The following is a 12,696-nucleotide window of genomic DNA, read 5'->3' as shown; positions in this document are numbered from 1 at the left end:
ATCTTCCAGAGGCTCCAGGCCCGCAGGGATGATCTGCTCAAGATGGGGTGAAGAGCCTCGCCATCTTCGGGTCCGCCGCCAGGGAAGAGGACCGGGCGGTGAGCGAAGTGGGCGTCCTGGATATCAGAGCGGTTTTCTGCATATAAACACCCTGAGATGGTATCTTCCATCGCCGAGGATGAAGTCGTCGTAGGAGTCTTTCATCACCGACTCCCGGACTTCAAGTCCGAGATCTGCCAATAGAGAGAACCAGGCGGTCGATGGAAAGAGGCCTTGCTCATGGCGGTCAGTGATCACTTCCAGCTCGCCCTGGCGGCGGATCAGATAGACGAGGACGGCTTCATACATCGCCGGATTAGACCAGCACCTTTGATTGTTCTCGAATATGGTGACTTCGAGGTCTCCTGCTGATCCAGCATATGCGAAATTGTTCTCCATGAAATCTTCGCTGACGAGGGCGACGATCAGGAGGACCCCGCCCGGCTTGAGGTGTCCGTTCGCCGTCGAGATCGCCCTTTCGAGGTCTCGTTCCGTCGTCATATATCCGATGCTGTCGGGGATGACGACGGCGTCGAAGGTCTCCTCAAGGGAGAGATCTCGCATCTCGCCGCGGATATATCGAACCTCGGGGTTGAGCTTCCGGGCTATCTCCAGCATCCCCTCGCTGATGTCGACCCCAGTAACATAGAACTCTCTCTTGAATGTGAAATCATTCATCCCGGCCCCACAGCCGAGATGAAGGAGCGTTTTGACCTCGATCCGGGAGTTTGACCGGATCAGCTCACAGAAATACTCGGTCTCTTGCCTCGCATCCTCGGGAGATGAGACCACCGTATCCGTCCAGGCGAGATCGCCGTAGGCTGCCCACCGTGATCTTTCCATTCGCCTCTCACCAGACCCGAATCTAGCATGACATGTCAAAAGAGATTTCGTCCATCGCTCCGGTCCTGGCGACCCCGGAGGGACGGCCCGAAAGCTCCACCAGGATCTCTCCCTCTCCCTCGCGGATCACCTCGCCCCGGACGATCGACCGGAAGAAGGCGGCCCTCTTAACGTCGTTTCTCCGCAGGACGGCGAGGACCTTTTCGCGCAGCTCTTCGATCTGGTCGGTCATATATACCGCCTCAAATCCCTCTTTCGGCTATTTTTGAATAGAGGGCGGTGATATGATATCACCTTTTCCGCCGCGCTCCTTTCGAGGATGGCGCAATTTCGGAGGGTGGAAGATTTGCGGTCAGGAGGCGAGAGGCGCGGGCGACCGGGCGGCGCTGGAGTGGGGGATGCTGCCGGAGGCAGCAGTAGGGAGGAGCATCTTGAGGCCGGAGGAGGAACTCTCCTCCCCAAGCGTTAAATCCCTTTAGAGTCAAAACTACTGATAGCATGTTCTCGGAGTATGTGGAGACGGCGCTAGCCAGAGCCGAATACAAGGTTATCGAGGACGATGATCCGTACTTCGCCTCGGTCCCCGAGCTGCCCGGCGTCTGGGCATCGGGCAGGACGGTCGAGGAGTGCAGAAAGGAGCTGATCGAGGTCATCGAGGAGTGGATCGTGGCAAGGCTCCAGAGAGGCCTTCCGATCCCGCCGATGGGCGGGCAGAAGATCGACTTCCCGCTTGATAGGTCTCCGTTCTCGGATCTCTCGCAGCGAGAGCGGTGATTCAAGACGCATTTTGGAAATCCTTGTTCTTGATCCTGTTCATGAAGATCAAGGATAGAGGCCTCAAAAGCCCTTTATATTGAGAACTGCTTAATAATCTCTGAGTAACCATGAGAAGGTCCGAGATCCTCCAGATCCTGGAAGCCCGCAGGGATGATCTGCTCAAGATGGGGGTGAAGAGCCTCGCCATCTTCGGGTCCACCGCCAGGGACGAGGCAGGGCCGGAGAGCGACGTGGACGTCCTGGTGGAGTTTTCTGGCCCTGCCACCTTCAACGGCTACATGGACTTGAAGTTCTTCCTGGAGGATCTTCTGGGCCGTCCTGTCGATCTCGTCACCAGGAGGTCTATCCGGCCGGGGTTGAAGGCGCGGATCGAGAGCGAGGCCCGATATGTCCAGGGACTACAGGCTCTATCTTGAGGATATACAGATCTCCTGCAGGAAGCTTTTGCGGTATGCAGAGAACCTGGACTTTGACCTGTTCGCTTCAGATGAAGTCTTCCATGATGCCGTCGTTTACAACCTCGTAGTCCTGGGTGAGGCGGCCAAGCAGGTCCCGCCTCATATAAGGAAGCGCTATCCTGAGGTTCAGTGGCGTAAGATCGCAGGTCTGAGGGATATCTCTGTTCATCGTTACTTCAGCCTGGACGAGGAGATAATTTGGGATATCCTTCAAAATGAGGTCCGCCCCCTCCTCGACAAGCTCGATCAGATAATGGATGAGGAGGAGAATGATTAGAGGGTGAACGCTCACGGGTTGCGTCAAAAGAAAATTTTTCAGGATCTTTGGAGCCGAAAGCAGTTAGCCTGGGTCACCCCTCATTATATCAGTACCTGCTCGCCGACAATCCTCTCTTTCACCAGGGGACGGCGGGCGGCGCCGGGCGAGGGGCGGCCGCCTCCTCTGCCGATCGGCACCCGAAAGCCCGCGATCCTCCTGCTCCGGAAGGTCCGTCGGGCTCATCCGACCCGATGACTCCGCCACGATTTCGACGTCGCCCTCGCGGGTCAATTCGCCCCGGTGGATCGGACCGAAGGAGGGCGGCGGGGACCTCTCCCCCATCCGCGGTACCGATGGCGCGATCTCGGCGGAGGGCGCTGTCGCAGCCTGGGCGCGGGCGCCGGGCACCCGGGCGGCGCCGGATGGAGGGGGCGGCCAGAAGCGTTGGGTTGGTGCTAAAGTTGCAAGATGCGGGGAGGGATCGATTCGAAGAGCTTTTGCGTTCGCCGAATCTGTGATCGTATGCAGATTCTTTTATAAGGATTGGACCACCATCATCTGATGTAGTGCCTATACGCCGTAAGTATCCTCAACAGAACTGTGGTTACCGGGGGCGCTTGAATGGAGACGGTCAGATCGAAGAACGACGTGCAGATCCGGCTGCCGGATGAAAGATGGCTGCACATAATAGAATCTCACACCGAGATGGCGGGCCTCTATTCCGACGTCCTGGAGACCGTAGAGGACCCTGATGCGATCTATGAAGCCGAGTCCGGGGAGCTTCTGGCGACAAAAGAGGTGCAAAGCGATAAATATCTGGTCGTGGTTTATAAAGAGGTAAGCCGAGAGGGTGGCTTCGTAATCACGGCGTTTCTCACGAGAAGGTCAAAGCAGCTTGAAAGGAGGTCAAAGATATGGGCGCGGCAGAGGTAGAGAAGGTATCGGCGCTGGTCCCCCACCTGCTCACCATCCCCCATAAGAAGATCTGGGTCGAATACGACGAGGAGGCGGACGTCCTCTATGTGAACTTCAAGAGGCCTAGCCGTGCCGACGACTCCGAGCTGACCGACGACGACATCATCATCCGGCGCGAGAAGGGCGAGGTGGTGGGGATGACCTTCCTCAACGTTGCCAAGCGGTTCGGGACGAAGAATCGAGCATGAAGTCTGGCCTAATAATAAAAATATCAATAGCACCGAGGATGAAGCTCTTCGAAAAACCCTCTATCACTGGCCAGGGGCGGAGCTGAAAGGTTCTTCCGATGAAAATAGAGATCTTCTATTTCCTCCCCTCTCTTATCCTGGAGATGTACCTCTTCAGATCTGGTATGTCGCTCTGGATGACGTCCCAGGTGAGGGCGAGATCGACTCCGAAGTACTGATGAATCAGCACGTCCCTCATGCCGGCGACCTTCTGCCATGCGATCTCAGGATGATTTCTTTTGAAATCTTCGGGGAGGTTTTTGACGGCCTCGCCGATGATCTCGATTCTGCGAATTATGGCGTCCTGGAGCTGGCGCGATTCTACGAACTCCTCTCGAGTTTTGCCCGCTGAATAACCCTCGATCAGGTCTATCGACTCCAGAATGTGGGCGAGAAATACTTCGGGATCTTTCCTCATAGTATCGGGACCTGCTCGTTCAGGATTCTCTCTTTGAGGAGAGGGTGAAGAGAAGCGTAGGTGAGGACATCCACCTCCCGGTCGATCGCCTCCTCCAGCTCGATCTTGAGGCCCGAGAGGTCCATCAGGCTCTTTCGCCCCTCAAACTCCACCAGGATGTCCACGTCGCTTTCTTCGGTCATCTCGCCTCGGACGATCGACCCGAAGAAGGCGGCCCTCTTAACGTCGTTTCTCCGCAGGACGGCGAGGACCTTCTCGCGCAGCTCTTCGATCTGGTCGGTCATATCTTCCGCCTCAAATTTGTCTCCGGTCTCCGGCTAATTTTGAGAAGAGGGCGGTGATATGATATCACCTTTTCCGCCGCGCTCCTTTTGGGGATGGAGGCAGTCTTGGCGGAGGCACTGTCGCAGCCTGGAGGCGAAGGGCGCGGGGGGGGCGCGGGATGAGGGGCGGCCGCTCTCCCGCTCGATCGCCCCCCGAAAGCCCGCGTTTCGCCAGACCAGAAGGTCCGTCGGGCTCATTCGCCCCGCAAAATTCGCCAGGATCTCTCCGTCGCCCTCGCAGGTCACCACGCCCCGGTTGATCGGACCGAAGGAGGGCGGCCATCAAGAAGCCGGTCTCTCGAAGGGGTGGCGGGGACCTCTCCCCATCCGCGGTACCGATGGCGCGATCTCGGCGGAGGGCGCTGTCGCGGCCTGGGGGCGCGGGTGCCGGGCACCCGGGCGGCGCCGGATGGAAGGGATGCTGCTGGATGATTCGTTTTTGAGTTGGAGCAAAAATCGGTTCGCAGTCCAGCTATCAGGACGGCTTAAAATAATATGGTAGCAGCCTGAAGGCCATCTCAAAGGTTCTCTTCGAACTGGATGCCGAACCATATCGCATAATCGATCATAAACAGTCAATCTTTTAATCAGGAGATGAAAAGCCTTTTAAATCGAGAGATATAACAGTTGATAAAGGAGGAATTGATATCGCCACCAAAGAAGTAATTCCGGCCTTTCTTGCCATTGGGGTGCTGTTTGTCTGCACAGCTTTCGGCGCGGACTCATCGACCAGCAACGTTACACAAATCGCCTCAATGGAGCCCTTTCAGCTGGAGGAGTGGGGCTCCTTCTGGACCGTCGACCTCCAAGGGGAGAGGCTCTTTGCCGCCTATGCTGAAGTAGGCCATCTCTGGGAAAGCTCGATAGATACCGACCTGACGAAATCCGGCCGACTATCGCGGGTGCTGATCGACGAAGTCGAAGATCGCGTCTTCACTTCGGGCATGCCCCTGGAGCTGGAGGAGGGGTACGAGCTTGCGATCCAGTCCATCGACCTCGACGGCAACAAGGTCTTCGTCCAGCTGATGAGGGGCGGTGCAGTCGTCGATTCTGCCGTGGTGGAGCCCTCTCGGGAAGGAGCAGACTTAGACGACAGGACCTACACCTACTCGGTGGATCTGGGCGGAGCTGAGGAGGACGTCGTCATCATAGCCGTCCACTTCAAGAACTCCTTCCGAGGAGCCGACAGGGACCTGGCCACCGTCGACGGGATCTGGCAGATCTCTGATACCCCTATCGAGATTGGGGAGGGAGAGGTCCGGGTTCCTCAGTGGAGAAATTTCGAGCGGGATGATTGGGGGCACTTCTATACCCTCGAATCGGACGGAGAGGATTACTTTGCCGCCTACGCCGACGACGGCTGCCTGTACGACGTCTCCAAGGAGCCGGACCTTGTGAATCACAACCTGCTATCTCGGATCATCTACGACGACGGCCAGGAGAGGACCTTCACCAGCGGCACGTCGCTGGAGCTGGAGGAGGGGTACGAACTGGCAATCGAATCGATCGACCTGGACGGCAACAAAGTTTACGTCGAGCTTCTGAAGGATGGCAGGGTTGTTGATGCAGAAATTATCAATGCCGGAGTGCTGGGAGCTGCCGCCGAGGAGAAGACCTACACCTACACCAGGGATATGGGAGAAGCCGAGGATGTGGTCACAATAGCGGTCCACTTCGAGCGATCCTTCCGGGGGGCCGATCAGGACCTGGCCACCATCGACGGGATATGGCAGATCTCCGAGACGCCGATCAGCGTCTAGGAGGCGATATCCAAGGGAAGATCGCCAATATTACCAGGGCTCTGAGCAGAGATCGACCGCCGCCCGGAAGACGTCGCAGGAGTGCAGGCGCCCGGGGCGGCGCCGGATGAGGAGGCCGCTGCCTGGCGCGGTGAGTTGGGCGAGATGTGAGGATTGAGGCTTATATAATTGAGCATAGAGGACGGCTTCGCAATCACGGCGTTTCTCACGAGAAGGTTGAAGCTGCTCGAAAGGAGGTCGAAGATATGGGCGCGGCAGAGGTAGAGAAGGTATCGGCGCTGGTCCCCCACCTGCTCACCATCCCCCATAAGAAGATCTGGGTCGATTACGACGAGGAGGCGGACGTCCTCTATGTGAACTTCAAGAGGCCTAGCCGTGCCGACGACTCCGAGCTGACCGACGACGACGTCATCATCAGGCGCGAGAAGGGCGAGGTGGTGGGGATGACCTTCCTCAACGTCGCCAAGCGGTTCGGGACGAAAGGCAAGGCCTGATCCCGGTGACGATGATGGCGGCCCTCACTGCCTCGCATTTGATTCGCCTGCCCGGAAGGTCCGTCGGGCTCATCCGACCCGAAAGCTCCGCCGGCGTCTCTCCTTCGCCCTCGCAGGTCACCTCGCCCCGGAGGATCGGACCGAAGGAGGGCGGCCATCAAGAAGCCGGTCTCTCGAAGGGGCGGCGGGGAATTACTTGTGGAGGTTGGGAAGGAAAACTTCCTTGCGGAGACAAGGGTCATCCTGATAAAAAATGATAATTTAAGTGGGAAACTTATTTATATTATGGTTTTATAATAAGTATCTGCAACGAGCGCCTCGATGAAAAGGGAATTGAAAGAAATGTCAAAAGGATGAAGGATGATCAGCAAAAGGCTTGATATTATTCCCGAGAGAGCTCAGAGGGAGGGATTTTGGTAGAAATGAAAACTAAACTACTCGGTTGGGTTACCATAGGATTGATGATGGCAACGATAGTGGCGGCCAGCGACGATAGCTCCATCCCCCTGACACTTGGCGTGAGAGAAGATATCGTTGATGAGATTCTTACCAACGCGGCCTTGGCGGGATATTACCCTCAGGAAGTTAAGATATACGATCGACCTTGGGTACCCGAGCCTGGAGTCGAGCTTGTCATCCAATATCTAGATGATGATATAGTGGCTTCTGGCAGGCAGCAGGAGGTCGCAGATGATCTCTATACGATGGCATGGAATGCGTGCGCGGCCCGGCCAGAAACCGTCGACCAGATTTGGGTGGGAGTCACCTGCACAGCGAACCCTAACTTCTTAGCTGGTCACGGATGCGCCTTAGGGCAGAGAATTGGGCACCCACCTTGATCAAAGATCGCTTCAATCGCCGATGGTACAGTTTGCATGCCATATAGCTCCATGGCTAAATTATGGAATCGCCGAAGTTTTGTGCTTTTGGAGCTGGGGTATTGGCTGCTTGTCCAGCACGCAGTCAATGTCAGTGAGATACTTCCAGAAGGCGATTTCTAAGCCCAAGGAAAATCAAGGGATAAATATGAGCCCTCCGGACGGGCGGACGCGCCTTGGCGCCCGCCCTCCCGATGGCTTAGCATCCCTCCTTTAAGAGATGATCTTCACTCTTTCTTCAGCCACGGCATCATGGCCCGGAGCTCCGCGCCCACCTCTTCGATGAGGTGCTCGGACTCCATCCTCTCCAGGGCCCTCTTGACGGGAAGGCCGGCCTGGGACTCCAGGATCCACTCCCGGGCGAACTCGCCGGTCTGGATCTCCGTCAGGATCTCCCACATCGCCTCCCTCGACTGCTCGTTGATGATCCGGTCGCCCCGGGTGAGGCCGCCGTACTCGGCGGTGTTGGAGACGTTATCCCACATCCGCATCAGGCCGCCCTCGTAGATCAGGTCGACGATCAGCTTCAGCTCGTGGCAGGTCTCGAAGTAGGCGATCTCGGGCTGGTAGCCGGCCCGGATGAGGGTCTCAAAGGAGGCCTTTATAAGCTCTGTAACGCCGCCGCAGAGGTCGACCTGCTCCCCGAAGAGGTCGGTCTCCGTCTCCTCCTGGAAGGTCGTCTCCAGGACCCCGGCCCGGGTCCCGCCGATCCCCTTGGCGTAGGCCATCGCCTTATCGAAGGCGGTGCCGGTGAAGTCCTGCTGGATGGCGACGAGGCACGGCGTTCCTATCCCCTCGACGTAGGTCCTCCGGACCAGGTCGCCGGGCCCCTTCGGCGCCACCATGTAGACGTCGACGTTCTCGGGGGGTATGATCTGAGAGAAGTGGATGTTGAAGCCGTGGGAGAAGCCGAGGGCGTTCCCCTCTTCGAGGTGAGGCTCGATGTCCTTCTTGTAGATCTTCGGGTGGAGCTCGTCGGGGAGGAGGATGTGGATCAGGTCCGCCTCCTTCGCCGCCTCGGGGGTCGTCGTCACCCTGATCCCGTCCGCCTCCGCCCTCTTCCAGGCCTTCGAGCCGGGGACGTCCGCCGCGACGACCTCGAGCCCCGAGTCCCGGAGGTTCTGGGCCTGGGCGTGCCCTTGGCTTCCGTACCCGATGATGGCGATCGTCTTCCCCTTCAGGACGCCCAGGTCGGCGTCCCCGTCGTGGTATATCTTTGCCATTTTCTGTAGTCCTCCCTATCTTGAGAAGTCCTCTTCTGAGAATCCATTACGCATTAAATATAAACTTGATCTGGTTCGTGATTGATGTTCGATGATCCGTCCGGTCCCCTGGGGGAGACCCTTCGTTCGGCCCGGGTCCGATGAGGGCCGGGCCGAACCGATCAGGGGTTCACCACCTTCGCACCCCTGATCATCGAGACCTTCCCGGTCCGGGCCATCTCCTTGATCCCGAACTGGCGGAGGAGCCGGACCATCGCCTCGACCTTGTCCTGGCTCCCCGTCACCTCGATTATCATCGATCGGGGAGATACGTCGATGATCTTCGCCCGGAAGACGCTGACGATCTGCATGATCTCGCTTCTGTCCTCCTTCTTCGCCGCGACCTTTATCATCGCCAGCTCTCGCTCCACCGACTCCGCAGGGTCGAGCTCGCTGACCCGGATGACGTTTATCAGCTTGTTCAGCTGCTTTGTCACCTGCTCGAGGACGACCTCGTCTCCGTCGACGGTGATCGTCATCCTGGAGTAGTCGGGGTTGTCCGTCGCCCCGACGGTGAGGCTGTCGATGTTGAAGCCGCGCCTGCTGAAGAGCCCCGCTATCCTCACCAGGACGCCGGGCCTGTTCTCGACGATGAGGGCTATGGTATGGAGCACCTTCACCCCTCCAGCTCCAGAATCTCCGCGGCAGCCGATCCTGCATACGCCTTCCTGGTCGTGCCAGGCTCGTCCGCCCTCTCCAGCTCCAGGATCTCGGATAGGGAGGCCCCCGCCGGGACCATCGGCGAGACCTTCTCGTCGGGGGATATGATGACGTCGACGACGGTAACCACCTCTGAATCGATCGCCTCCTTCAGCACACCCTCCAGCTCCGAGGGCTTCGTCGCCCGCAGGCCCAAGGCCCCGTACGCCTCGGCGACCTTGACGAAGTCGGGGACCCGGTGGAGGGTGGTGCTGGAGAACCTCTTCTCGTAGAAGAGGTCCTGCCACTGCCGGACCATCCCCAGGACGCCGTTGTTGAGGATGATCACCTTGACGGCGACCTCGTTGACGACGGCCGTCGCCAGCTCCTGGATGTTCATCTGGAAGCTCCCGTCCCCGGCTATGTCGAATACATCTGCATCGGGGCAGCCGAGCTTCGCCCCGATCGCCGCCGGAAATCCGTACCCCATCGTCCCCAGCCCCCCGGAGGATATGAACCTCCGGGGATCCTTGTGGGTGAAGAACTGAGCTGCCCACATCTGGTTCTGGCCGACCTCCGTCACGATGACCGCCTCGGGGCAGAGCTCGTAGAGGGTCTCCAGGACCGCCTGGGGCTTGATCGTCTCGGAGTCCTTGGCATAGCCGAGGGGATGTTCGCCCTTCCAGCCGGAGATCTTGTCGTTCCAGGGGCTCCAGGGCTTATCCTCGACGGCCTTGGCCAGCTCCGTTAGGGCGGACTTGGCGTCCCCGACGACCGGTATGTCCACCCGGACGTTCTTGCCGATCTCGGCGGGGTCGACGTCGACGTGGATCACCCTCGCCTGGGGGGCGAAGCTCGCCACCTTTCCTGTGACCCGGTCGTCGAAGCGCGCCCCCACGGCCAGGATCAGGTCCGCCTCCTGGACGGCGTAGTTGGCGTACTTCGTCCCGTGCATCCCCAGCATCCCCAGGGAGAGGGGATGGTCCTCGGGGAAGCAGCCGATCCCCATCAGGGTCGTCGTCACCGGGGCCTTGATCCTCTCTGCGAGCCGGAGGAGCTCCCGGTGGCCGTCGGAGTACTTGACGCCGCCTCCGACGTAGATGACGGGCCTCTCCGCCTCCATCAGGGCTTTCGCCGCCTTCCTGATCTGGAGGTGGTGGACCTTCAGGTTCGGGCTGTAGCCCGGAAGGTTGATCTCCGGATACTTGAACTCCACCTCGTCGGCGGTGACGTCCCGGGGAAGGTCGATGAGGACGGGGCCGGGCCTCCCGGTCCGGGCGATGTAGAACGCCTCCCTGAAGACCCGGGGGATCTCCTTCGCATCCTTGACGAGGTAGCTGTGCTTGGTCACCGGCATAGTGATCCCGGTGATGTCCGCCTCCTGGAAGGCGTCCTTCCCGATGAGGTTCGTCGGGACCTGGCCGGTCATCGCCACCATCGGCACCGAGTCCATGTAGGCGGTGGCTATCCCCGTCACCAGGTTCGTGGCGCCGGGCCCCGAGGTCGCAAGGCATACCCCGACGCGGCCCGTCGCCCTCGCGTATCCGTCGGCGGCGTGGGCCGCCGCCTGCTCATGCCTGACGAGAATGTGCCTGATATCCGAATCGTAAATGGCGTCATAGAGGGGCAGAAGCACCCCGCCCGGAAGCCCGAAGATGATCTCGACCCCCTCGAGCTTCAGGCACTCCAGGATGGCTTCGGCCCCGCTCATCTTACCCATCTATCCGTCCTCCTCAAGTTGCATCAGCCTGTTGATCCCTTCCAAGACGGCCTCCACGGAGGCCATGATGATGTCCGCTCCCGCCCCCCGGGCCGTTATGGTCCGGTCGCCCATCGCCATCGTAACCCAGACCTCGACGAGGGCGTTCGTACCGCCGGTGACGGCGTCGACGTGGTACTCCTCGAGCCTCACGTCCCTCACCCCGGAGATGGCCCGGCGGATGGCGTTGATCGCCGCGTCCACCGGCCCGACCCCCGTCCCCGCCTCCAGGATCTCCGACCCGTTGACTATGATCCTGACGCTGGCGGTCGGAATGGCATGGTTTCCGCTGACGATGGTGAACTCGTTCAGCTTCACCTTCGGCTCCTTCTGGATCGATAGGACGATCTCCGCGATCGTCTGAAGGTCGGCGTCTGTGACCCGTTTCCCCTTGTCCCCCAGCTCCTTGACCCGGGAGAGGATCTCGGCGAGCTCGCCCTCGGTGGACTCGATCCCCAGCTCCCTCAGGGCGAGCTCGACGGAGCTTCGGCCGGCGTGCTTTCCGAGGACGATCCTCCTCTTCCTCCCCACCGCCTCGGGGTGGATCGGCTCGTAGGTCGAGGTGTCGGCGAGGAGGCCGTGGACGTGGATCCCCGCCTCGTGGGTGAAGGCGTTCTCCCCGACGATGGCCTTGTTGGGGGCGACCGGAATCCCCGTCAGCCTGCTGACGAGGCGGGAGAGGGAGTAGAGCTCCTGACACTGGATCTCCGTCTTTATGCCGTAGAGGGACTCCAGGGTCATCACCACCTCTTCGAGGCTGGTGTTCCCGCCCCGCTCTCCGATGCCGTTGACGGTGACGTGGGCCATGGAGGCCCCGCCCCGCAAGGCGGCGACGGTATTCGCCGTAGCGAGGCCGAAGTCGTCGTGACAGTGGACGCTCACCGGCACTGGAAGCTTTGATAGCCGCGAGAAGACCTCGAAGGCCTTCTCCGCGACTAAAACCCCCACGGTGTCGCAGTAGCAGAGCCGATCGGCTCCGGCGTCGATCCCCGCCCGATAGAGGGCAGTTAGATACCCCTCGTCGGCGCGGCTTGCGTCCTCGCCGGATAGTTCGACGATTAGGCCGTGGCCCTTGGCGTACTCGGTCACCTCCACCGCCGCCCTCATAACCCCCTCCCGGTCGGACCGGAGCTTGCACCGGATGTGAAGGTCCGAGACCGGCACCACCAGGTGGATGGAGTCGACATCACAATTGAGGGCGAGGTCCACGTCGCCGGTCCGCGCCCGGACGTAGCTGCAGACCTCGGCCCGGAGCCCCTCCTCGGCCACCGCCTTCATGGCCCTCCTCTCGCCTTCGGAGGTGACGGCGGAGCCCGCCTCGATGACGTCGAGGCCGAGGGCGTCCAGTTGCCGGGCGATGCTCACCTTCTCCTCCAGGGTCAGGGAGACCCCGGGGGTCTGTTCACCGTCCCGAAGCGTCGTGTCCAGGAGACGAACTCTACCAAATAAAGCGATCCCACGCATTCATATTCCATCACCAAACTGAGACCACAAAAATATGGTCGATCTCCCACCAAGGGGTTTTTTATAGTTGATAAAGCTGACGACGGAAGACCGCCGACGTCGGCCGGGATCTTCCTGTAAC

Annotated in this window: 16 protein-coding genes; 8 read left to right on the top strand and 8 right to left on the bottom strand. The window is 59.8% G+C overall.

Annotation, left to right across the window (positions count from 1 at the left end; genetic code table 11):
* Positions 1–123: 123 nt before the first annotated feature.
* Complete coding sequence (locus MHAR_RS05310) at positions 124–882, bottom strand: class I SAM-dependent methyltransferase (protein WP_014586584.1); 759 nt, start codon at positions 880–882, stop codon at positions 124–126.
* 22 nt (positions 883–904) lie between these two features.
* On the bottom strand, positions 905–1,114 hold the full coding sequence (locus MHAR_RS05305; RefSeq protein ID WP_014586583.1) for a hypothetical protein: 210 nt from the start codon (positions 1,112–1,114) through the stop codon (positions 905–907).
* Between the two features lie 266 nt (positions 1,115–1,380).
* Here MHAR_RS05305 and MHAR_RS05300 point away from each other — a divergent pair, with 266 nt between their 5' ends.
* The 5 genes from MHAR_RS05300 to MHAR_RS05280 all read left to right on the top strand — a co-directional run bounded on the left by MHAR_RS05300 (position 1,381) and on the right by MHAR_RS05280 (position 3,539).
* On the top strand, positions 1,381–1,656 hold the full coding sequence (locus tag MHAR_RS05300) for a type II toxin-antitoxin system HicB family antitoxin (protein WP_014586582.1): 276 nt from the start codon (positions 1,381–1,383) through the stop codon (positions 1,654–1,656).
* Positions 1,657–1,766: 110 nt separating this feature from the next.
* Positions 1,767–2,075 carry a nucleotidyltransferase family protein gene (locus MHAR_RS05295; RefSeq protein WP_048144397.1) on the top strand — a complete coding sequence of 103 codons (309 nt, stop codon included), beginning with the start codon at positions 1,767–1,769 and terminating at the stop codon, positions 2,073–2,075.
* On the top strand, positions 2,047–2,394 hold the full coding sequence (locus MHAR_RS05290) for a HepT-like ribonuclease domain-containing protein (protein ID WP_014586580.1): 348 nt from the start codon (positions 2,047–2,049) through the stop codon (positions 2,392–2,394). The genes MHAR_RS05295 and MHAR_RS05290 overlap by 29 nt, the downstream gene beginning before the upstream one ends.
* A 603-nt stretch (positions 2,395–2,997) precedes the next feature.
* Positions 2,998–3,309 carry a hypothetical protein gene (locus MHAR_RS05285; RefSeq protein WP_014586579.1) on the top strand — a complete coding sequence of 104 codons (312 nt, stop codon included), beginning with the start codon at positions 2,998–3,000 and terminating at the stop codon, positions 3,307–3,309.
* Entirely contained in the window at positions 3,291–3,539 is a 249-nt protein-coding gene (locus MHAR_RS05280; RefSeq protein WP_014586578.1) for a DUF2283 domain-containing protein, read from the top strand. The genes MHAR_RS05285 and MHAR_RS05280 overlap by 19 nt, the downstream gene beginning before the upstream one ends.
* A 115-nt stretch (positions 3,540–3,654) precedes the next feature.
* Here the strand turns inward: MHAR_RS05280 and MHAR_RS05275 are convergent, their stop codons facing one another.
* Positions 3,655–3,996, bottom strand: a complete 342-nt coding sequence (locus MHAR_RS05275) for a HepT-like ribonuclease domain-containing protein (protein ID WP_014586577.1) — start codon at positions 3,994–3,996, stop codon at positions 3,655–3,657.
* Complete coding sequence (locus MHAR_RS05270; protein ID WP_014586576.1) at positions 3,993–4,280, bottom strand: nucleotidyltransferase family protein; 288 nt, start codon at positions 4,278–4,280, stop codon at positions 3,993–3,995. The genes MHAR_RS05275 and MHAR_RS05270 overlap by 4 nt, the downstream gene beginning before the upstream one ends.
* Before the next feature lie 794 nt (positions 4,281–5,074).
* Between MHAR_RS05270 and MHAR_RS05260 the strand changes: the two genes are divergently transcribed.
* From MHAR_RS05260 to MHAR_RS05250, 3 genes are all read left to right on the top strand, one after another.
* Positions 5,075–6,079, top strand: a complete 1,005-nt coding sequence (locus MHAR_RS05260) for an S-layer protein domain-containing protein (protein WP_014586575.1) — start codon at positions 5,075–5,077, stop codon at positions 6,077–6,079.
* 245 nt (positions 6,080–6,324) lie between these two features.
* A complete protein-coding gene (locus MHAR_RS05255; RefSeq protein ID WP_048144395.1) occupies positions 6,325–6,573 on the top strand; it encodes a DUF2283 domain-containing protein in 249 nt (82 codons plus the stop codon).
* A 413-nt stretch (positions 6,574–6,986) separates the two neighbouring features.
* On the top strand, positions 6,987–7,412 hold the full coding sequence (locus MHAR_RS05250; RefSeq protein ID WP_143763291.1) for a hypothetical protein: 426 nt from the start codon (positions 6,987–6,989) through the stop codon (positions 7,410–7,412).
* A 266-nt stretch (positions 7,413–7,678) separates the two neighbouring features.
* On the opposite strand, the gene ilvC is transcribed toward MHAR_RS05250, so the two are convergent.
* The 4 genes from ilvC to MHAR_RS05230 all read right to left on the bottom strand — a co-directional run bounded on the left by ilvC (position 7,679) and on the right by MHAR_RS05230 (position 12,575).
* Complete coding sequence (gene ilvC / locus MHAR_RS05245) at positions 7,679–8,674, bottom strand: ketol-acid reductoisomerase (protein WP_014586573.1); 996 nt, start codon at positions 8,672–8,674, stop codon at positions 7,679–7,681.
* A 161-nt stretch (positions 8,675–8,835) separates the two neighbouring features.
* On the bottom strand, positions 8,836–9,327 hold the full coding sequence (gene ilvN / locus MHAR_RS05240; RefSeq protein WP_014586572.1) for an acetolactate synthase small subunit: 492 nt from the start codon (positions 9,325–9,327) through the stop codon (positions 8,836–8,838).
* 2 nt (positions 9,328–9,329) lie between these two features.
* Positions 9,330–11,072, bottom strand: coding sequence for an acetolactate synthase large subunit (locus MHAR_RS05235; protein WP_014586571.1), 1,743 nt, complete (start codon positions 11,070–11,072; stop codon positions 9,330–9,332).
* Positions 11,073–12,575, bottom strand: coding sequence for a (R)-citramalate synthase (locus MHAR_RS05230; RefSeq protein ID WP_014586570.1), 1,503 nt, complete (start codon positions 12,573–12,575; stop codon positions 11,073–11,075).
* Positions 12,576–12,696 lie beyond the last annotated feature (121 nt).

The sequence above is a fragment of the Methanothrix harundinacea 6Ac genome, assembly GCF_000235565.1.
Classification (GTDB): Archaea; Halobacteriota; Methanosarcinia; order Methanotrichales; family Methanotrichaceae; genus Methanocrinis; species Methanocrinis harundinaceus.
Note: the sequence above shows the minus strand (reverse complement) of the source record. Positions and strands in the feature narration are given on the sequence as shown.

Bases quoted from the DNA above. Each gene is read 5' to 3' on its own strand.
- MHAR_RS05310 (WP_014586584.1), bottom strand. From the start codon at position 882: ATGGAAAGATCACGGTGGGCAGCCTACGGCGATCTCGCCTGGACGGAT.
- MHAR_RS05305 (WP_014586583.1), bottom strand. From the start codon at position 1,114: ATGACCGACCAGATCGAAGAGCTGCGCGAAAAGGTCCTCGCCGTCCTG.
- MHAR_RS05300 (WP_014586582.1), top strand. From the start codon at position 1,381: ATGTTCTCGGAGTATGTGGAGACGGCGCTAGCCAGAGCCGAATACAAG.
- MHAR_RS05295 (WP_048144397.1), top strand. From the start codon at position 1,767: ATGAGAAGGTCCGAGATCCTCCAGATCCTGGAAGCCCGCAGGGATGAT.
- MHAR_RS05290 (WP_014586580.1), top strand. From the start codon at position 2,047: ATGTCCAGGGACTACAGGCTCTATCTTGAGGATATACAGATCTCCTGC.
- MHAR_RS05285 (WP_014586579.1), top strand. From the start codon at position 2,998: ATGGAGACGGTCAGATCGAAGAACGACGTGCAGATCCGGCTGCCGGAT.
- MHAR_RS05280 (WP_014586578.1), top strand. From the start codon at position 3,291: ATGGGCGCGGCAGAGGTAGAGAAGGTATCGGCGCTGGTCCCCCACCTG.
- MHAR_RS05275 (WP_014586577.1), bottom strand. From the start codon at position 3,996: ATGAGGAAAGATCCCGAAGTATTTCTCGCCCACATTCTGGAGTCGATA.
- MHAR_RS05270 (WP_014586576.1), bottom strand. From the start codon at position 4,280: ATGACCGACCAGATCGAAGAGCTGCGCGAGAAGGTCCTCGCCGTCCTG.
- MHAR_RS05260 (WP_014586575.1), top strand. From the start codon at position 5,075: ATGGAGCCCTTTCAGCTGGAGGAGTGGGGCTCCTTCTGGACCGTCGAC.
- MHAR_RS05255 (WP_048144395.1), top strand. From the start codon at position 6,325: ATGGGCGCGGCAGAGGTAGAGAAGGTATCGGCGCTGGTCCCCCACCTG.
- ilvC (WP_014586573.1), bottom strand. From the start codon at position 8,674: ATGGCAAAGATATACCACGACGGGGACGCCGACCTGGGCGTCCTGAAG.
- MHAR_RS05235 (WP_014586571.1), bottom strand. From the start codon at position 11,072: ATGGGTAAGATGAGCGGGGCCGAAGCCATCCTGGAGTGCCTGAAGCTC.
- MHAR_RS05230 (WP_014586570.1), bottom strand. From the start codon at position 12,575: ATGCGTGGGATCGCTTTATTTGGTAGAGTTCGTCTCCTGGACACGACG.